Below are 19,138 nucleotides of genomic sequence, written 5' to 3'. Positions count from 1 at the left end.
CGCCGCTGGTGGCCACTGGATTGAGCAAATCCTACGGATCGCTGGAGGTGTTCACGGGCGTCGACCTGGCGATCGACCGGGGCTCGCGGGTGGTGGTGCTGGGCCTCAACGGCGCCGGCAAGACCACCCTGCTGAGGATCCTGGCCGGCACCGAGGCCCCCGACACCGGAGGACTCGAGCCCGGGCACGGACTGCGGATCGGCTACTTCGCCCAGGAACACGACACGCTCGACAACGATGCGACCGTGTGGGAGAACATCCGCCACGCCGCACCGGATTCCGGTGAGCAGGATCTGCGCGGCCTGCTGGGCGCGTTCATGTTCAGCGGTGCCCAACTCGATCAGGCGGCGGGCACCCTGTCCGGCGGTGAGAAGACCCGGCTGGCGCTGGCCGGTTTGGTGGCCTCCACCGCGAACGTGCTGTTGCTCGACGAGCCGACGAACAATCTCGACCCGGCCTCGCGCGAGCAGGTGCTCGATGCCCTGCGCAGTTACCGGGGCGCGGTGGTCTTGGTGACGCACGACCCCGGTGCCGCCGAGGCACTCGACCCGCAGCGCGTCGTGCTGCTGCCCGACGGAACCGAGGACTTCTGGTCCGACGAATATCGGGATCTCATCGAGCTGGCCTGAGTTGATGGTGGCGACCCGCTTCGCCCGGCTGCGCCGCGCTCGCGATCGCCACTACTTCATGGTGGCGACCCGCTTCGCCCGGCTGCGCCGCGCTCGCGATCGCCACTACTTCATGGTGGCGACCCGCTTCGCCCGGCTGCGCCGCGCTCGCGATCGCCACTACTTCATGGTGGCGACCCGCTTCGCCCGGCTGCGCCGCGCTCGCGATCGCCACTACTTCATGGTGGCGACCCGCTTCGCCCGGCTGCGCCGCGCTCGCGATCGCCACTACTTCGCGTCACGCCGGCGCAGGCGATTCGGCGAAATCGGCCCGCGGTCGACCGCGGCTTTTTACTCTGGGTGCTTGCGATCGTGTCCCGGGGCGGAGGAGCCATGAAGAGAACGCCGCGCAGGTCGGCCAAGACACGCGACCAGTTATTGGACGAGCTGCGCCACGCCTACGAAGGCGGCGCGAGTATCCGCAGCCTGGTCGCGAAGACCGGCAGGTCGTACGGGTCGATCCATAGCTTGTTGCGGGAATCGGGCACCACGATGCGAAGCCGCGGCGGCCCCAACCGAACAGCCAAAACCGTGCGGGCGTAGGGTCACCCCGAAATCGTGTCCCGTTGGTCGCAGTGGCGCTACGCCCGCTCCTCAGAATCGTTGCGCCGCACCGAGTTTTCCACCAGGTCGAGGACCGCGGATAACCGCTGCGGGTCCTCGCCGGCCGCCGACCTGGCCACCAGGCCGTCGAGCACTAATTCCAGGTAGCACTGCAGCACGTCGCCGGGCACGTCGTCGCGCACCCGGTGTGCCTCCGTCTGCCGGCGCAGCCGATCGGTGGTCGCCGCCGCAAGCTCGGCGGAACGCTCCGCCCAACCCTGGCTGAATGCGGGATCGTTGCGCAGCTTGCGCGCGATCTCCAATCTGGTGGCCAGCCAATCGAACTGGTCCGGCGCGGCCAGCATGTCGCGCATCACCTGGATGAGTCCCGCGCGGGAAGCCACATCGGCCATCCGCTCGGCGTCCTGGTGGGCGAGGGCGAAGAACAGCGCGTCCTTGTCCCGGAAGTGGTGGAAGATCGCGCCACGCGACATCCCGATCGCCTTCTCTAATCGGCGCACCGTGGCTTTGTCGTAACCGTATTCGGCAAAGCAACGGCGGGCGCCGTCGAGAATCTGGCGGCGGCGCGCCGCCAGATGGTCCTCGCTGACCTTAGGCACGGGTGACTGGAACCGGGTCGGGGTTAGCCGGACTTGAGCATGTTGCGCAGCACGTACTGCAAGATGCCGCCGTTGCGGTAATAGTCGGCCTCCCCCGGGGTGTCGATGCGCACCACCGCGTCGAACTCGACGGCGTCGCCGCCGGAATCCTTGCTCGCCTTGACGTGCACCGTCTTTGGCGTCTTGCCGTTGTTCAGCTCTTCGATCCCGGTGATGTCGAACACCTCGGTGCCGTCCAGCCCCAGATCCTTGGCCGACTTCCCGTCGGGGAACTGCAACGGGATCACGCCCATGCCGATCAGGTTGGAGCGGTGAATCCGTTCGAATGACTCGGCGATCACCGCGCGGACGCCGAGCAGCCGCGTCCCCTTGGCGGCCCAGTCCCGGGACGAGCCCGACCCATACTCCTTGCCGCCCAGCACCACCAACGGAATGTCTTGCGCGGCATAGTTTTGCGCTGCGTCATAAATGAACGCTTGCGGTGCGTCCTCCTGGGTGAAGTCGCGAGTGTAACCGCCCGACACGTCGTCGAGCAGCAGGTTGCGCAACCTGATGTTGGCGAACGTGCCGCGGATCATCACCTCGTGGTTGCCGCGCCGCGAGCCAAACGAGTTGTAGTCCTTGCGCTCCACGCCGTGCTCGTCGAGGTACTGCGCGGCCGGGGTCCCCGGCTTGATGCTGCTGGCCGGGGAGATGTGGTCGGTGGTCACCGAATCGCCCAGCAGCGCCAGCACCCGGGCGCCGGTGATGTCGACGACCGGCTCGGGCTCGGCCGGCATGCCCTCGAAATACGGGGGCTTACGCACGTACGTCGAATCGGCATTCCACTCAAAGGTGTTGCCGCTTGGGGTGGGCAGGTTGCGCCACCGCTCGTCGCCCTTGAACACATCGCCGTAGTTCTTGGTGAACATCTCGGAGTTGATCGCCGAGGCGATGGTGTCGGAGACGTCCTGCTGCGACGGCCAGATGTCTTTCAGGAAGACGTCATTGCCCTCCTTGTCCTTACCGAGCGGCTGTGAGTCGAAGTCGAAGTCCATGGTTCCGGCCAGCGCGTAAGCCACCACCAGCGGCGGCGACGCCAGGTAGTTCATCTTGACGTCGGGGTTGATGCGGCCCTCGAAGTTCCGGTTACCCGAGAGCACGGCGGTCACCGAAAGGTCGTTGTCGTTGATGGCCTTTGAGATTTCGTCGGGCAACGGACCCGAGTTGCCGATGCAGGTGGTGCACCCGTAGCCGACCAGGTAGAAGCCCAGCTTCTCCAAATAGGGCCACAGACCCGCCTTGTCGTAGTAGTCGTTGACCACCTGCGAGCCCGGCGCCATGGTGGTTTTCACCCACGGCTTGGACGTAAGTCCCTTCTCGACGGCGTTGCGCGCCAGCAGCGCGGCGCCCAGCATGACCTCGGGGTTGGAGGTGTTGGTGCACGACGTCACCGCGGCGATCACCACCGCGCCGTGATCGAGCACGAATTCGCCTCGCTCGTCAGAGCGCACCGTGACCGGGTTACTCGGGCGACCCTTGGCATGTGCGGCCGCCGAATGCACCTCCGGAACATCGTCGGCATGTCCGTTCGACACCGCGCCTGGATCGCTGGCCGGGAACGTCTCCTCGACCGACTCGTCCAGCTTCGAGTAGCCCTGCTCTCCGTCCGCGTCACCATCGACATAGCTGTGGATCTGCTCACGGAAGGTGGACTTGGCGGCGGACAAGGCGATTCGGTCCTGCGGGCGCTTGGGACCGGCGATCGACGGCACCACGGTGGACAGGTCGAGCTCGAGGTACTCGGAGAACGCGGGCTCGTGGTCGGGGTCGTGCCACAGCCCCTGCTCCTTGGCGTAGGCCTCCACGAGCGCCAGTTGCGCCTCGGTGCGGCCGGTGAACTTCAGGTAAGAGATGGTCTCCTCATCGATCGGGAAAATTGCTGCGGTGGAACCGAATTCGGGGCTCATGTTGCCCAGCGTGGCGCGGTTGGCCAGCGGAACTTCCGACACGCCCTTGCCGTAGAACTCGACGAACTTGCCGACCACGCCGTGCTTGCGCAGCATCTCGGTGACGGTCAGCACGACGTCGGTGGCCGTGACGCCCGCCTGGATCTCACCGGTCAGCTTGAAGCCCACGACCCGCGGGATCAGCATCGACACCGGCTGGCCCAGCATTGCGGCCTCGGCCTCGATACCGCCGACGCCCCAGCCCAGCACGCCAAGGCCGTTGACCATTGTGGTGTGCGAGTCGGTTCCGACACAGGTGTCGGGATAGGCGACGCCGTCGCGGGTCATGACCACGCTGGCCAGGTACTCGATGTTGACCTGATGCACGATGCCGGTGCCCGGGGGCACCACCTTGAAGTCCTGAAAGGCTCCCTGGCCCCAGCGCAGGAACTGATAGCGCTCGCCGTTGCGCTGATACTCGATCTCGACGTTGCGCTCGAATGCGTCCGCGGTGCCGAACAGGTCGGCGATCACCGAGTGGTCGATCACGAGGTCGGCGGGGGCGAGGGGGTTGACCTTGTCCGCCTTACCACCGAGGTCGCCGATCGCCTCGCGCATGGTGGCCAGGTCCACGATGCACGGCACACCGGTGAAGTCCTGCATCACCACGCGGGCGGGCGTGTACTGGATCTCAATACTGGGCTCCGCCTTGGGATCCCAGTTCGCGATGGCCTCGATGTGATCCTTCGTGATGTTGCTGCCGTCTTCATTGCGCAACAGGTTCTCGGCCAGCACCTTGAGGCTGTAGGGGAGTTTCTCGGTGTTGGGAACGGCGTCGAGACGATAGATCTGGTAACTCTGGTCGCCGACCTCAAGGGTGTCGCGGGCTTCGAACGAATTCACGGAATCAGTCACTTCAACTCCCAGAGTCTTTAGTTCTCCCGCCGCGACGGGCTGGCGTCGGCGGGTCGTCCAAACTATCGTGCCGACTTTAACAGTACGCTTGTCCTGCATTACGACGGCACTCGTGAAATCAGTCTTATCGCCGCGGCCGCCGGTTTAAACCCCCGACGGTGAAGTCGCGTACGGTGCCTCTAGCACTACCGCAGGAGGCGCAGATGACCGGGCACGATTCGTTCGTTGCACCGCTACCGCAGGACACCGTGTTCTCGCACCCGGTGCTGCCGCTCTACATTCCGGTGGACGTCGACATGGCCATGGTGAAGGCTCAGGTCGCCGCGACCGGAGTCAGCGCGCCGCCGGCGGCAATGCCCGGATTGCTCGACGTGGTCAACCACGCTCACGCCGAGGGCATCAACCTCAAGATCGTGCTGCTCGACCACAACCCCCCGAACGACACCCCGCTGCGCGACATCTCGACGGTGGTCGGTGCGGACTACCACGACGCGACGGTGCTGACACTCAGCCCGAGCTACGTCGGCAGCTACAGCACACAGTTCCCCCGCGTCACGCTCGAGGCCGGGGAGGACAACGCCAAAACGGGCAACCCGGTGGTCTCCGCGCAACATTTCCTGCACGAGTTGGACACGCCCGAGTTTCCCTGGACCGGCCTGACGATTTTCCTGTTGATCGCCGTCTTCGCCGCGGCCGTCGGCACCCGGTTGTTGCAGTTGCGTAGCAGGCGTTCAGCAACGTCCGACGATACCGCGGCAACCGCCGCCGCCGACCCCAATACCGCCGTGTAAGCACGGGTATTCGCTTCTTCGGGTTCCATCGGCGAACCGTCCCGACATCCTGCGGCAAACCGGTCAGGTCACCGTTCGGTCACATTAAACGCACGTAGAGAGTGCGATTTCGGTGGGGCGTTTGCACGCCCATCGGTGTGACGTACGGTGCAAATGATGCTGGTGTTGTCTTTGGCGCCTTTCGGGGAATCTGTGGCTGGCGCCACCCGTCGTGTTGAGCCGTAGGAGACCTGAGTCGAATGAGACGCACACGCTGGGGGTCTTCTGCGCGACCGGCCGCGAGGCTGGTGCGGCCTGTCGTCCCATCCGTTTTGAGCCTGGCACTTTTGATAGCGACGCCCGGCCTCGCGGAAGCCGATCCCACCGCCGACAACCTGGCCGGACTCATCGCCGACGTCGCCAAAGCCAACCAGCGGCTGCAAAACCTGAGCGCCGAGATCCAGACCGAACAAGAAAGCGTCAACAAGGCCTTGGTCGATGTCGAGACCGCGCGGGACAACGCGGCCACCGCACAGCACGACCTTGAGGCCAGCCAGCAGTCGGTCAAAGACGCCAACATCGCCATCGCCGGGGCGCAGCACCGCTTCGACACCTTCGCGGCGGCCACCTATATGAATGGTCCGTCGAACAGTTACCTGACGGCGAGCAGCCCCGACGACATCATCGCCACCGAAGCCGCCGCCAAGAACCTGACCACGAGCTCGCAGACCGTGATGGCCAAGCTGCAGCATGCCCGCACCGAGCAGGTGAACAAGGAATCGGCGGCGCGGCTGGCCAAGCAGAACGCCGACAAGGCCGCCGCCGACGCCAAGTCAAGCCAGGACGCCGCGGTGCGGGCGCTGACCAACTCCAAGCAGAAGTTCGACCAGCAACGCGAAGACATCATTCGCCTTGCCGCCGAACGAGATCGGGCTCAGGTCAAGCTCGAAGCCGCCAAGCGCGAGGCCGCACGTCTCTGGTCCGCAGGCGCCGGCGGCCCAGGAGCACCGGCGTCGGGTGACCGGTGGGAGACCGGATCGCCGGGCGGGCCTCCGTCGTCAGGTGGCCGTCAGTGGGATGGCGCATGGGACCCGACGTTGCCGATGATCCCGAGCGCCAACGTTCCCGGCGACCCGATCGCGGTGATCAATCAGGTGCTCGGCATCTCGGCCACCTCCACTCAGGTCACCGCCGGCTTGGGTCGCAATTTCCTGCAGCAGATGGGCATCCTCAAGCCCGACGACACCGGCATCACCAACGCGTCGCCCGGCGGCGTCGGGGGGCGCATCCCCCGGGTGTACGGGCGGCAGGCCACCGAATACGTGATCCGGCGCGGCATGTCGCAAATCGGCGTGCCCTACTCCTGGGGCGGCGGCAACGCGGCCGGCCCGAGTAAGGGCATCGACTCCGGTGCCAACATCACCGGCTTCGACTGTTCGGGCCTGGTGCTCTATTCGTTCGCCGGGGTGGGCATCAAGCTGCCGCACTACTCGGGATCGCAGTACAACCTGGGCCGCAAGATCCCGTCCTCTCAGATGCGCCGCGGCGACGTCATCTTCTACGGCCCGGGCGGCAGCCAGCACGTGACGATCTACCTCGGCGACGGCCAGATGCTCGAGGCGCCCGACATCGGGTTGAAGGTCCGTGTCGCTCCGGTGCGTACCAGCGGCATGACGCCCTACGTGGTCCGGTACATCGAGTGGTGATCGAGTGAGTGCTGAACGAGGAGCCATGCGCCGCAATCGGTTTCGTCTCATCAACCTCGCCTGGATCACCGCGGTGGTGACCGGGCTGATGTTTTTTCCTGCCGCCCCGGCTCCCTTTGCCGCAGCCGACCCCGGCGAGTGGGACCCCACCCTGCCGGCCCAGATCAGTGCCGGCGCGCCGGGCGACCCGCTCGCCGTCGCCAACGCCTCGCTACAGGCCACCGCCCAGGCCACCCAGACCACGATGGATCTGGGCAAACAATTCTTGAGCGGGCTCGGGATCAACCTCGGCGGCGATCCTCCCGCCGCGGCGGCCTCTCCCGGCAACCCCGGCGGCAAGATTCCGCGCGCGAACGGCCGGCAGGCCATCGAGTACGTGATTCGCCGGATGGGCTCGCAGATGGGAGTGCCGTATTCCTGGGGTGGTGGTTCGCTGGAAGGCCCGAGCAAGGGTGTCGGCGACGGCGCCAACATCACCGGCTTCGACTGTTCGGGCCTGATGCGGTACGGGTTCGCCGGCGTCGGCGTGCTGATCCCGCGGTTCTCCGGTGACCAGTACAACGCCGGGCGCCACATCCCGCAGGATCAGGCCAGGCGCGGCGACCTGATCTTCTACGGCCCGAACGGCAGCCAGCACGTCACCATGTACCTGGGCAACGGTCAGATGCTCGAGGCATCGGGCAGTGCCGCGAAGGTTACGGTCAGCCCGGTTCGTAAGCCCGGCATGACCCCGTTCCTGACCAGGATCATCGAGTACTGACCCCGCGGCCATGGTGCCGCGGCGGGTGCACCAGCGTCGACGGAATTCGGTGGGCCTGGAATAGTTGGACGCGGGCACGTCCCTGCCCCACGACATCCGTCGTGCCAGCAGTCGTGTCCGATGAGCTTTGTCGGTTGAGCCGTGGAAGGTAGCAGTTCATGACAGCAGCAGGTGGGCCGCCGCCAGGCGCCAGCGGTTACTCGGGCCCGGGCGGACAAACCGGCCCGGCTCACGAAGCGCCGGCGGGCGGCGGCAATGGACTGGCCGCCGAGGTACAGACCCTGGAGCGGGCCATCTTCGAGGTCAAGCGGATCATCGTCGGCCAGGACCAGCTCGTGGAGCGCATGCTGGTGGGCCTGCTGTCCAAGGGGCACGTGCTGCTCGAGGGTGTCCCCGGCGTTGCCAAGACGCTGGCCGTGGAGACCTTCGCCAAGGTGGTCGGCGGGACGTTCGCGCGCATCCAGTTCACGCCCGACCTGGTGCCCACCGACATCATCGGTACCCGCATCTACCGGCAGGGCAAGGAGGAGTTCGACACCGAGCTCGGCCCGGTGGTGGTCAACTTCCTGCTCGCCGACGAGATCAACCGCGCGCCGGCCAAGGTGCAGTCGGCGCTGCTGGAGGTCATGCAGGAACGCAAGGTATCGATCGGCGGCAAGAGCTATCCGCTGCCCAACCCGTTCCTTGTGATGGCGACGCAGAACCCGATCGAGCACGAGGGTGTGTACCCGCTGCCCGAAGCCCAGCGCGACCGCTTCCTGTTCAAGATCAACGTCGGCTACCCGTCGCCGGAGGAGGAGCGCGAGATCATCTACCGGATGGGCGTGCGCCCGCCGGAGCCCAAGCAGATCCTGAACACCGGCGACCTGCTGCGGCTACAGGACATCGCGGCCAACGTCTTCGTCCACCACGCGTTGGTGGACTACGTCGTGCGCGTGGTGACCGCCACCCGTCACCCCGAGCAGCTCGGCATGAACGACGTGAAGACCTGGATCTCGTTCGGCGCCTCCCCGCGCGCCTCGCTGGGCATCATCGCCGGGGCCCGGTCGCTGGCGCTGGTCCGCGGGCGTGACTACGTGATTCCGCAAGACGTCGTGGACGTCATTCCCGACGTGCTGCGCCACCGGCTGGTGCTCACCTACGACGCGCTGGCCGACGAGATCTCACCGGAGATCGTCATCAACCGGGTGCTGCAGACGGTGGCTCTGCCTCAGGTGAATGCCGTTCCGCAGCAAGGTCATTCGGTGCCCCCGGTGATGCAACCCGCCGGCGCGGCCAGCAGTCGGTGACCGACGGTAAATCCGCCGCGGGCGGCCCCGCGGCTACTGTTCATCCGCCATCGATGCAGCGCGGCCAGATCGATGACCCGAAGCTGTCGGCGGCGCTGCGCACGCTCGAACTCACCGTCAAACGCAAGCTCGACGGCGTGCTGCACGGCGATCACCTCGGCCTGATCCCGGGCCCGGGCTCGGAGCCGGGGGAGTCGCGCGAGTACCAGCCCGGCGACGACGTCCGCCGCATGGACTGGGCCGTCACCGCGCGCACGACGCACCCGCACGTGCGGCAGATGATCGCCGACCGTGAGCTGGAAACGTGGCTGGTGATCGACATGTCGGCCAGCCTCGACTTCGGTACCACCGTGTGCGAGAAGCGGGACCTGGCCGTCGCGGCCGCGGCCGCGATCACCTTCCTCAACAGCGGAGGCGGCAATCGGCTCGGCGCGATCGTCTCCACCGGCGCCAACATCACCCGGGTGCCCGCCCGCTCCGGGCGCCAGCACGAGCAGACGCTGCTGCGCACCATCGCCACCACTCCCCGAGCTCCGGTCGGGGTGCGCGGCGATCTGGCGACGGCGATCGACGCGTTGCGCCGCCCGGAACGCCGCCGTGGCATGGCCGTGATCATCAGCGACTTCCTCGGGCCGATCAACTGGACGCGGCCGCTGCGGGCCGTCGCGGCCCGGCACGAGGTATTGGCCGTCGAGGTGCTCGATCCCCGTGACGTCGAGCTGCCCGACATCGGCGACGTGGTGCTGCAGGACGCCGAGTCCGGCGTCACCCGGGAATTCACCATCGACGCCCAGCTGCGCGACGACTTCGCCAAGGCGGCCGCGGCGCACCGCGCCGAGGTGGCGCGCACCATCCGCAGCTGCGGGGCCCCGATACTGACGCTGCGCACCGACCGTGACTGGATCGCCGATATCGTGCGGTTTGTCGAGTCCCGCCGCCGCGGCGCACTGGCAGGGCGGCAGTGACGCTGCCCCTACTCGGCCCAATGTCTTTGTCGGGCTTTGAACATTCGTGGTTCTTCCTGTTCCTGCTCGTCGTCTTCGGGCTGGCCGCGCTCTACATCCTGATGCAGTTGGCCAGACAGCGGCGCATGCTGCGGTTCGCCAACATGGAGCTGCTGGAAAGCGTCGCCCCCAAACGGCCACCCAAGTGGCGGCACCTGCCGGCGATTCTGCTCATCGCGTCGCTGGTGCTGTTCACCATTGCGATGGCGGGCCCGACGAACGACGTCCGCATTCCCCGCAACCGTGCGGTGGTGATGCTCGTCATCGACGTCTCGCAGTCCATGCGGGCCACCGATGTCCAGCCCAACCGGATGGCGGCCGCGCAGGAGGCCGCAAAGCAGTTCGCTGACGAACTGACCCCCGGAATCAACCTCGGGCTGATCGCTTACGCGGGGACGGCGACGGTGTTGGTCTCGCCGACGACCAATCGGGAATCGACGAAGACCGCGCTGGACAAGCTTCAGTTCGCCGACCGCACCGCCACCGGGGAGGGCATCTTCACTGCCCTGCAGGCCATCGCGACGGTCGGCGCGGTGATCGGCGGTGGCGACAAACCGCCGCCGGCGCGCATCGTGTTGTTCTCCGACGGCAAGGAGACGATGCCGACCAACCCGGACAACCCCAAGGGCGCCTTCACCGCCGCGCGCACCGCCAAGGACCAGGGCGTGCCGATCTCGACCATCTCGTTCGGCACCCCGTACGGCTTCGTCGAGATCAACGACCAGCGCCAGCCGGTGCCCGTCGACGACGAGACACTGAAGAAGGTCGCCCAGCTTTCGGGCGGAAATGCGTACAGCGCCGCCTCATTGCAGGAACTGAAATCCGTGTACGCGACGCTGCAGCAGCAGATCGGCTACGAGACCATCAAGGGCGATGCGAGCGTGGGCTGGGTCCGGCTGGGTGCGCTGGTCTTGGCGCTGGCGGCGCTGGCGGCGCTGCTGATCAACCGTCGCCTGCCGACCTGACGCCGTGTCGCCCAGGATGACGGTCAGCCGGCGGCGATGACCGCCGAGGGCGGATACGAGGCGGGGATCGGGTTGAGATTCGGCACCACGGGGGTGCCGGGTGACACCGGGTCGACGCGACTGAGCGTGAAGCGCGCCCCGCCGGCCAGCTCCTGCGGCGTGCACATGAACCGCGGAATTGCCCGCAGCCGCCAGCGGTCTTGCGCCAGGCAGGCGCGCTGTCCGTTCCGGGTGGCGGCGACCAGGAGCGCGAGCGCGTCGGCCCATGATTCGTCGGTGCGGGTCTCGAGCACTATCGGCTTACCGCGGGCGTGCGCGGCCAGGTAGTCGAGTGCGACGGGCACGCCACTCAACTCGTCGCGGTCCCTGCGCAGACCCGGTGTCGTGACCGCGAGGACTACTGCCACGGCCAGGCTCAATCCGGCCGCGGCAACCGGCAGTCGGCTTAGCCAGGGCTGGTGGCGCGCCGTCAGCACCACCATCGACGAGCCGAGCATGAGCAATGCCACCGGCAGCGCAAAAAAGAAGGTGCCAATGTAGGACGCATAAAGTTGGTCCACCCCGTACCAGGAGTAGAGGCCGACCAACACGGTCGCGATACCGGTCACCCGTAGCAGGCGACCCGAGAAGTCGCGCGAAGCGCTCCCCGCCGAGTCCGGCAGGGCGCGGATCAGCGCGAAATTCGCGCAGAACAGCACGAGCAGGACCAGCGAGCCCAGCAAGGTCGTCGGGCCCCAGAACTGGACGAGGAAGCGTGCTGCGTCGACCGCAGGATTGGGGGCGCGGTGGCCGTAGGAGAAGTATTTCGGGATCTCTCCCGGCCAGCGAAGGATTTCATTGAGCACAATCGGCAGCAGGAATAACGCCAGCACGCCGGCCGCGACCAGGACGTCGCGGCGGTGCGCAACCAGCCTGCGCCGCTGCGGGATCAATGCGACCAGTGCGAGCAGCGGCACCAGAACCAGAAACTCGGCGTGCCCGTGTACCAGTAGGCCGCCGGCGAACACCATGACCCAAAGGTGGCGCAGCCGCCCGGCCGCAACCGAGGCGACCGCAAACAGGAGGAGCAGGAAAGGCGCGAAACAGGCGTAGGGAATCCAGGTGGAGCAGACGAGCTGCTTGTGCAACGCGACGAAGATCAACATGACGCCGGCAGCGGTCAACACAGCGGGCGACGAGCCCATCCATCTATAGAGGATCACCAGCGCAAGTGCGAGCAGGGCGGCGTTGAGGGCCATGATCGCAATCACCTGGCCGTTGTAGGGCGCCGGAACGAGGTGCGTGACGTCGTGCAACAGCCATTCGCCGGCGGCCTGAATGTAGAAGAACGCCGGGCCCGGATGGTGAAAGCCGACCCGCGAGTAGTGGCCGGTCGTCAACGCGAAGTGCTTCGCCTCGAGAGTGAGCATCGAGTTGGACGCGGGGTCGCCGGCTTCAAAAATCGCGCGAGTGAACAAATCGCTGTTACGCAGCAACAGCAGAACTAGCAGGCCGCCGCCACACGCGGCAAAGAGCTTCGCGGCTTGGGCGGTGGATGTGGGACGGGTCGACTGGTCGGCCATGTACCTGCGATCCTAGGGGGACGCTGGGCGGCGCTCGCACTGAGCCGATTACAGCCCCGGCCGGCCGAGGCGATAAGTTGGCCGGGTGACTGACGCAGCCACCGAGAACGCTTCCGAGGCCGCCGGCAACGGCGGCAAGCCGGCCTTCGTCTCCCGTTCGGTCCTGGTCACCGGCGGAAACCGGGGGATCGGGCTGGCGATCGCGCAGCGGCTGGCCGCCGATGGCCACAAGGTGGCCGTCACCCACCGCGGGTCCGGGGCGCCCGACGGGTTGTTCGGCGTCGAGTGTGACGTCACCGACAACGACGCCGTGGACCGCGCCTTCAAAGAGGTCGAGGAGCATCAGGGCGCGGTCGAGGTGCTGGTGTCCAACGCCGGCATCTCCAAGGACGCATTCCTCATCCGGATGACCGAGGAGCGGTTCGAGGAGGTCATCAACGCCAACCTCACCGGGGCGTTCCGGGTGACCCAGCGCGCGGCGCGCAGCATGCAGAAAAAGCGGTTCGGCCGAATCATTTACATCGGTTCGGTCTCCGGCAGCTGGGGCATCGGCAACCAGTCCAACTACGCGGCCGCCAAAGCCGGCCTGATCGGCATGGCCCGCTCGATCTCGCGGGAGCTGTCGAAGGCTGGGGTGACCGCGAATGTGGTGGCCCCCGGCTACATCGACACCGAGATGACCCGCGCACTCGATGAACGGATTCAGACGGGCGCACTGGAATTCATCCCCGCCAAGCGGGTCGGCACCGCCGCCGAGGTCGCCGGGGTGGTCAGCTTCCTGGCCTCCGAGGACGCCAGTTACATCGCCGGCGCGGTCATCCCGGTCGACGGTGGCATGGGCATGGGCCACTGAATTCAGCCACCACGCAAGGGTTTCAACCAGATTCGAGGACGGACATGGCAGGACTGCTCGACGGCAAACGGATTCTGATCTCCGGGATCATCACCGATTCGTCGATCGCGTTTCACATCGCCAAGGCGGCCCAGGAGGCGGGTGCGCAGTTGGTGCTCACCGGGTTCGACCGGTTGCGCCTGATTCAGCGCATCGCCGACCGGCTACCGGACAAGGCGCCGCTGATCGAACTCGACGTGCAAAACGAGGAGCACCTGAACTCGCTCGCCGAGCGCATAACGGCCGAGATCGGCCAGGGCAACAAGCTCGACGGTGTGGTGCACTCGATCGGTTTCATGCCGCAGACGGGCATGGGCATCAACCCATTCTTTGACGCGCCCTACGAGGACGTCTCCAAAGGCATTCACATCTCTGCGTATTCGTATGCCTCGCTGGCCAAGGCGACGCTGCCGATCATGAATCCCGGCGGCTCCATCGTGGGCATGGACTTCGACCCCAGCCGCGCGATGCCGGCCTACAACTGGATGACGGTGGCCAAGAGCGCGCTGGAATCGGTCAACCGGTTCGTGGCCCGTGAAGCGGGCAAGTTCGGTGTGCGCTCCAATCTGGTTGCCGCGGGCCCCATCCGGACTCTCGCAATGAGCGCGATTGTCGGCGGGGCGCTCGGCGAAGAGGCCGGCGCGCAGATGCAGCTGCTCGAAGAGGGCTGGGACCAGCGCGCCCCCATCGGCTGGAACATGAAGGACCCGACGCCGGTCGCCAAGACGGTCTGCGCGCTGCTCTCGGACTGGCTGCCGGCGACGACTGGGACCATCATCTACGCCGACGGCGGCGCCAGCACCCAATTGTTATAAAAGCGGAATTGCTTTAAAGCCTAATGGAATTCGACGCCGTCCTGCTGCTGTCCTTCGGTGGGCCGGAAGGTCCCGAGCAGGTTCGGCCGTTCTTGGAGAACGTCACCCGGGGCCGCGACGTGCCCCCGGAACGCCTCGATGACGTCGCCGAGCACTACCTGCATTTCGGCGGGGTGTCACCCATCAACCGGATCAACCTGGCGTTGATCGAGCAGTTGCGTGCCGAGCTAGCAGGCCGCGGCCTGGACCTGCCGGTCTATTTTGGCAACCGCAACTGGGAGCCCTACGTCGAAGACACAGTCGCGACGATGCGGGACAACGGAATTCGTCGCGCCGCGGTGTTCACCACGTCGGCGTGGAGCGGCTATTCCAGCTGCACGCAATACGCTGAGGACATCGCCCGGGCGCGCGAGGCGGCGGGGCCGGATGCGCCGGAATTGGTCAAGCTGCGGCCCTATTTCGACCACCCGCGGTTCGTGGGGATCTTTGCCGACACCATCGGGGCGGCCTCCGGCGCGTTGACCGCCGAGCAACAGGCCGCGGCGCGACTGGTGTTCACCGCGCATTCCATCCCGGTGGCCGCCGACGACCGCCTGGGCCCGCGGCTCTATAGCCGCCAAGTCGCCTACGCCGCAAGTCTTGTCGCGGCCGCCGCGGGTTACGCCGATTACGACCTGGCGTGGCAGTCTCGGTCGGGGCCGCCTCAGGTGCCGTGGCTGGAGCCTGACGTGGCCGACCACCTGGCCGCCTTGGCACGGGCGGGCACCAGGGCCGTCCTCGTCTGCCCGATCGGGTTTGTGGCCGACCACATCGAGGTGGTGTGGGACCTCGACAACGAGTTGGCGGCCCAGGCGGAGGCGGCGGGCGTGTCGATGGTGCGGGCTTCGACGCCCAACGCCCACCCGCGTTTCGCGCAACTGGCCGCGGACCTGCTCGACGAACTGCGTTACGGCCGGACGCCCGAGAGGGCCACCGGAGAAAACCGGGTACCGGGCTGCCTGGCAAGCGTCAACGGCGCGCCGTGCCGCCCGCCGCACTGCGCGGCCGGACCAGACCGCTGAGCGGCCGGCGTTAGCCCGCTCCAATCAGTCGCCCCAGGCCGAATGCAAAATCGCGGTCACGGCCGCCATCCGCGCCGAACGCACCACGGCGGTCAGGGGTCGCAGCGCATCGCTGGCGATGCGCGCCTCGGACGACGATTGCGTTCCCAACGGTTCGGGGCCGGCCGCGACGGGCGCGGTGAACCGGTCCGCAGAGTCCGATCGACTCAGCCCCGCGCTGACCGCGATGATGGCGTCGACGTGCGCGGCGTTCTCCAGCACCCGCAGCGCGCGCGTCGGCGCGTGGTCGGGAATGCGGTGTTGCCGTGCGGATTCCAGCAGTTGCTCGACCAGTCCACGCGGGTCGTCGACGTCGGTGGCCGCGGCCCCCAGTCCGATGGCGCCCAGAGCGTCGGCGGCCGAGCGCACGGCCGACCGCAGCGTGTACTCTGCGTCGCCGAGCTCGTGGTGGTCCAGCACGGGGGCGCCGGGCAGCGAGTACACGGTCCACGTCAGCGCGCACAATTCCGCCAGCCGCGTCTCGTAGTCCTCGGGCCCGTCCTCGTCTTCGTAGGAGAATTCGGGCACCAGGCCCACGGCGCTGCCGGGGTTGCGGGGATTGGCGATGATGACCGCCTCGCCGGCGGCCAGGGCGTCCCGTTCGAACTGCGTTCCCGGGGCCAGCCCGCGCACATCGCCGGGTACCGGCAGCACCACGTTGATCGTCCCGCGCATCAAGCCGGCGCCGCCGAACGACGGCGTCGGTCGCCCGATCGCGGCGCGCAATGTCTGCAGCAGCGTGACCGTCCCGGCGTCGTTCACGTCAGGCCAGGGCAGCCCGGTGTGGCCTGCGGCGACGGCATCATACGCGGTCACCGATTGCTTTGGCGCCCAAACGGATAACGCGTCCAGGACGTCGTCGGGCGCGGCCTTTCCGGCGAGCCAGGCATTGGCCCAGAGGGACAGCGAAACACTGGGACACCACACGATCACGCAGTGTAGTTGTTTTGCCCGGCAAAGGCGGATCACGCGTATTCTTGCCGCATGCACGCCGCGGTGCTTTGGCTGATATTCGCGCTGGTGTTGGCCGGTGCGGAGGCGCTCACCGGCCATTTGTTTCTGGTGATGCTCGGTGGGGGTGCACTGGCCGCGGCGCTAACCAGTTGGGTCACCGACTTTCCGGCGTGGGCGAACGGGGCGGTGTTCCTGGTCGTGTCGGTGCTGCTGCTGGTGCTCGTTCGCCCGCCGCTGAGGCGGCGGCTGACGCCGGCCGAGGCGCCGCGCTTGGGAATCGAGGCCCTGCAGGGCAAGACCGCGCTGGTGCTCGAACGGGTCGGGCGCGATGCGGGCCAGGTCAAACTCGACGGCCAGGTGTGGTCCGCGCGCCCCCTCAACGAGGCCGACGTCTACGAACCCGGCGAGCCGGTCACCGTCATGCAGATCGACGGCGCTACCGCGGTCGTCTTCAAGAGCAGTTTGTAGCGACCCCAAAGAACTTCAGCGAGAAAGGAATTCCTATGGTTGCTGGTTTGGTGCTGCTGGCCGTCTTGGTGATCTTCGCGATCGTCGTGGTGGCCAAGTCCGTGGCGCTGATACCTCAGGCAGAGGCGGCGGTGATCGAACGGCTGGGACGGTACAGCCGCACGGTCAGCGGGCAGCTGACGTTGTTGGTGCCGTTCATCGATCGGGTTCGCGCGAGGGTGGATCTGCGTGAGCGGGTGGTGTCGTTCCCGCCGCAGCCGGTGATCACCGAGGACAACCTGACCCTGAACATCGACACCGTGGTGTACTTCCAGGTCACCGTTCCCCAGGCGGCCGTTTACGAGATCAGCAACTACATCGTCGGCGTCGAGCAGCTCACCACCACCACGCTGCGCAACGTCGTCGGCGGCATGACGCTCGAGCAGACGCTGACGTCGCGCGATCAGATCAACGGGCAACTGCGCGGCGTGCTCGACGAGGCGACCGGCCGCTGGGGATTGCGGGTCGCCCGAGTGGAATTGCGCAGCATCGATCCGCCCCCCTCGATCCAGGCGTCGATGGAAAAGCAGATGAAGGCCGACCGTGAGAAGCGGGCGATGATCCTGACCGCCGAAGGCATGCGTGAGGCGGCGATCAAGGAGGCCGAGGGCAACAAGCAGGCGCAAATCCTGGCCGCCGAGGGCGCCAAGCAGGCCGCGATCCTGGCCGCCGAGGCCGACCGGCAGTCCCGGATGCTGCGCGCCCAGGGTGAACGCGCCGCGGCGTACCTGCAGGCGCAGGGCCAGGCCAAGGCGATCGAGAAGACGTTCGCGGCGATCAAGGCCGGCCGGCCGACCCCCGAAATGCTGGCCTACCAGTATTTGCAGACGTTGCCAGAGATGGCGCGCGGCGACGCCAACAAGGTGTGGGTGGTGCCCAGTGACTTCAACGCGGCGTTGCAGGGCTTCACCAAGCTGTTGGGAACCCCGGGTCAGGACGGCGTGTTCCGCTTCCAGCCGTCGCCCGTCGATGACGTTCCCAAGCACAGCGCCGACGACGACGCCGATGTCGCCGACTGGTTCTCCACCGAAACCGATCCCGCGATCGCCCAGGCGGTGGCCAAGGCGGAGGCGATCGCCCGCCAGCCGGCGGATGGCCCGGCGGGGGAGCTCACTCCCTAGGATTGCGGAATGAGTGTGTTGACTTCCCCCAAGACCTACACGGCGCTCGGTGTGTTCCATGCCGCCGACGCGGTAGCGTGCGGCGCCCAGGTGGCTCCGATCAAGAAGGTCCTGGATACCGTTGGGGTCCCGGAGAACATCCGGCCCGTGCTGCCAGTGGTCAAGGCAGCCGCCGCGGTCGGATTGCTGTCGGTCAACCGTTTTCCCGCCCTGGCGCGCCTGACGACTGCGATGCTGACGTTGTACTTCGTGCTGGCGGTCGGCGCGCACGTTCGGGTGCGCGACAAAGTCGTCAACGGCCTACCGGCCGCGCTGTTCCTCGCGCTGGTCGCCGCGATGACAATCAAGGGACCCGACCAGGACTAGTCCAGGCGCAGCTCGACCAGCGGCAGCGGAGTGCCTGTGTCGGTGATCGGGACGCCGAGCGTGTCTTCGAGCACCGGGCGCATCCGCTCCCACGCTTTCGGGTGGCGGGTTCGGTACGCGGCCAGGGTGCGATCGGCCTCGGAAGTGGTCAGCACGCGCGCGGCGGCGGTTTTGGGCGCGTGGCTGCCGGCGTAGACGCGCACCCGGGGATTGGCTTCGATGTTGCGGAACCACTGGGCTTTTCGGCCGAAGCCCGAGGCTACGACGTAGACGTCGGGCAGGGAGTGGTCGACGACCTCCAGGACCGCGTAGCGCGGCAGTCCCGACTTGCGGCCGGTGTGCTCGAGCAACAGGATGCGTGAACCGAACAGCGCGCCCGCGCGGGCTTTGTAGATCCAGATCGGTGCGCGCATGAGGCGGCGCGAGCGCAGCAGCCGGCCGGCGACCTTGGCGACGCCGGTGGGAAGCCGGCGGGCTCCGCTGTTGTCCGATGTCATGGGGCTCTCCACGGTTGTTGGGACAACCGAGACGGTACTTGGGCCGACGCCTGTCGCCGTCACGATGTCCGGCATCGTGACGGCGACAGGCTCAGTTGTCAGGGATGCGGCGTGGGGGACGCCGGTGTCGGCGCGGGCGGTGTCGGGATTCCCTCA

19 protein-coding genes and 1 pseudogene are annotated in these 19,138 nt (G+C 67.1%); 14 read left to right on the top strand and 6 right to left on the bottom strand.

The window, feature by feature from the left end; translation table 11 throughout:
* The coding region (locus tag A5652_RS00670; protein WP_156745073.1) for an ATP-binding cassette domain-containing protein at positions 1–629 on the top strand (629 nt) is incomplete at its 5' end.
* Here A5652_RS00670 and A5652_RS27975 read toward each other — a convergent pair.
* A pseudogene (locus tag A5652_RS27975) lies at positions 613–897 on the bottom strand (2-isopropylmalate synthase); the annotation flags it as partial. The gene A5652_RS00670 and the pseudogene A5652_RS27975 overlap by 17 nt on opposite strands.
* 104 nt (positions 898–1,001) lie before the next feature.
* Between A5652_RS27975 and A5652_RS00660 the strand changes: the two are divergent.
* A complete protein-coding gene (locus A5652_RS00660; RefSeq protein ID WP_067345491.1) occupies positions 1,002–1,211 on the top strand; it encodes a helix-turn-helix domain-containing protein in 210 nt (69 codons plus the stop codon).
* A 38-nt stretch (positions 1,212–1,249) separates the two neighbouring features.
* Here A5652_RS00660 and A5652_RS00655 read toward each other — a convergent pair whose 3' ends face one another.
* Both A5652_RS00655 and A5652_RS00650 read right to left on the bottom strand, forming a co-directional pair.
* Positions 1,250–1,831: a TetR/AcrR family transcriptional regulator gene (locus A5652_RS00655; protein WP_067345486.1), complete on the bottom strand. Its 582-nt coding sequence runs from the start codon at positions 1,829–1,831 to the stop codon at positions 1,250–1,252.
* 23 nt (positions 1,832–1,854) lie between these two features.
* Complete coding sequence (locus tag A5652_RS00650; protein WP_067345475.1) at positions 1,855–4,674, bottom strand: aconitate hydratase; 2,820 nt, start codon at positions 4,672–4,674, stop codon at positions 1,855–1,857.
* A 203-nt stretch (positions 4,675–4,877) separates the two neighbouring features.
* On the opposite strand from A5652_RS00650, the gene A5652_RS00645 reads away from it, so the two are divergent.
* From A5652_RS00645 to A5652_RS00620, 6 genes are all read left to right on the top strand, one after another.
* The gene (locus A5652_RS00645; RefSeq protein WP_067345471.1) at positions 4,878–5,465 is read left to right on the top strand and encodes a DUF6676 family protein; all 588 of its coding nucleotides are present in this window, start codon (positions 4,878–4,880) and stop codon (positions 5,463–5,465) included.
* A gap of 239 nt (positions 5,466–5,704) precedes the next feature.
* A complete protein-coding gene (gene ripA / locus A5652_RS00640; protein ID WP_067345467.1) occupies positions 5,705–7,150 on the top strand; it encodes an NlpC/P60 family peptidoglycan endopeptidase RipA in 1,446 nt (481 codons plus the stop codon).
* A 25-nt stretch (positions 7,151–7,175) separates the two neighbouring features.
* Positions 7,176–7,910 carry an NlpC/P60 family peptidoglycan endopeptidase RipB gene (gene ripB, locus A5652_RS00635; protein WP_067345464.1) on the top strand — a complete coding sequence of 245 codons (735 nt, stop codon included), beginning with the start codon at positions 7,176–7,178 and terminating at the stop codon, positions 7,908–7,910.
* 158 nt (positions 7,911–8,068) lie between these two features.
* A complete protein-coding gene (locus A5652_RS00630; RefSeq protein WP_067345461.1) occupies positions 8,069–9,199 on the top strand; it encodes a MoxR family ATPase in 1,131 nt (376 codons plus the stop codon).
* A gap of 53 nt (positions 9,200–9,252) precedes the next feature.
* Positions 9,253–10,164, top strand: coding sequence for a DUF58 domain-containing protein (locus tag A5652_RS00625; protein WP_067345457.1), 912 nt, complete (start codon positions 9,253–9,255; stop codon positions 10,162–10,164).
* On the top strand, positions 10,161–11,168 hold the full coding sequence (locus tag A5652_RS00620; RefSeq protein ID WP_067345453.1) for a VWA domain-containing protein: 1,008 nt from the start codon (positions 10,161–10,163) through the stop codon (positions 11,166–11,168). The genes A5652_RS00625 and A5652_RS00620 overlap by 4 nt, the downstream gene beginning before the upstream one ends.
* A 23-nt stretch (positions 11,169–11,191) precedes the next feature.
* On the opposite strand, the gene A5652_RS00615 is transcribed toward A5652_RS00620, so the two are convergent.
* Positions 11,192–12,730 carry a hypothetical protein gene (locus tag A5652_RS00615; RefSeq protein ID WP_067345451.1) on the bottom strand — a complete coding sequence of 513 codons (1,539 nt, stop codon included), beginning with the start codon at positions 12,728–12,730 and terminating at the stop codon, positions 11,192–11,194.
* A gap of 85 nt (positions 12,731–12,815) precedes the next feature.
* Between A5652_RS00615 and fabG1 the strand changes: the two genes are divergently transcribed.
* Genes fabG1 through A5652_RS00600 form a run of 3 tightly spaced genes read left to right on the top strand, consistent with a single transcriptional unit; the run spans position 12,816 to position 15,498 of the window.
* On the top strand, positions 12,816–13,583 hold the full coding sequence (fabG1, locus tag A5652_RS00610; protein WP_067345447.1) for a 3-oxoacyl-ACP reductase FabG1: 768 nt from the start codon (positions 12,816–12,818) through the stop codon (positions 13,581–13,583).
* A 44-nt stretch (positions 13,584–13,627) separates the two neighbouring features.
* Positions 13,628–14,437, top strand: coding sequence for an NADH-dependent enoyl-ACP reductase InhA (gene inhA, locus A5652_RS00605; RefSeq protein ID WP_067345443.1), 810 nt, complete (start codon positions 13,628–13,630; stop codon positions 14,435–14,437).
* A gap of 23 nt (positions 14,438–14,460) precedes the next feature.
* On the top strand, positions 14,461–15,498 hold the full coding sequence (locus A5652_RS00600) for a ferrochelatase (RefSeq protein ID WP_067345440.1): 1,038 nt from the start codon (positions 14,461–14,463) through the stop codon (positions 15,496–15,498).
* Between the two features lie 24 nt (positions 15,499–15,522).
* Here the strand turns inward: A5652_RS00600 and A5652_RS00595 are convergent, their stop codons facing one another.
* Positions 15,523–16,464, bottom strand: coding sequence for a hypothetical protein (locus tag A5652_RS00595; RefSeq protein WP_067345498.1), 942 nt, complete (start codon positions 16,462–16,464; stop codon positions 15,523–15,525).
* A gap of 57 nt (positions 16,465–16,521) precedes the next feature.
* Between A5652_RS00595 and A5652_RS00590 the strand changes: the two genes are divergently transcribed.
* Genes A5652_RS00590 through A5652_RS00580 form a run of 3 tightly spaced genes read left to right on the top strand, consistent with a single transcriptional unit; the run spans position 16,522 to position 18,485 of the window.
* Positions 16,522–16,959 carry an NfeD family protein gene (locus tag A5652_RS00590; protein WP_067345437.1) on the top strand — a complete coding sequence of 146 codons (438 nt, stop codon included), beginning with the start codon at positions 16,522–16,524 and terminating at the stop codon, positions 16,957–16,959.
* Between the two features lie 35 nt (positions 16,960–16,994).
* Positions 16,995–18,119 (top strand): SPFH domain-containing protein, encoded by a 1,125-nt coding sequence (locus tag A5652_RS00585; RefSeq protein ID WP_067345434.1) that lies wholly within the window; start codon positions 16,995–16,997, stop codon positions 18,117–18,119.
* A gap of 9 nt (positions 18,120–18,128) precedes the next feature.
* Positions 18,129–18,485, top strand: coding sequence for a DoxX family protein (locus A5652_RS00580; protein WP_067345431.1), 357 nt, complete (start codon positions 18,129–18,131; stop codon positions 18,483–18,485).
* On the opposite strand, the gene A5652_RS00575 is transcribed toward A5652_RS00580, so the two are convergent.
* The gene (locus A5652_RS00575; protein ID WP_156745074.1) at positions 18,482–18,898 is read right to left on the bottom strand and encodes a nitroreductase family deazaflavin-dependent oxidoreductase; all 417 of its coding nucleotides are present in this window, start codon (positions 18,896–18,898) and stop codon (positions 18,482–18,484) included. The genes A5652_RS00580 and A5652_RS00575 overlap by 4 nt on opposite strands.
* Positions 18,899–19,138: the final 240 nt, after the last annotated feature.

It is taken from the genome of Mycobacterium sp. 1165178.9, from assembly GCF_001673555.1.
Lineage (GTDB): Bacteria > Actinomycetota > Actinomycetes > Mycobacteriales > Mycobacteriaceae > Mycobacterium.
Note: the sequence above shows the minus strand (reverse complement) of the source record. Positions and strands in the feature narration are given on the sequence as shown.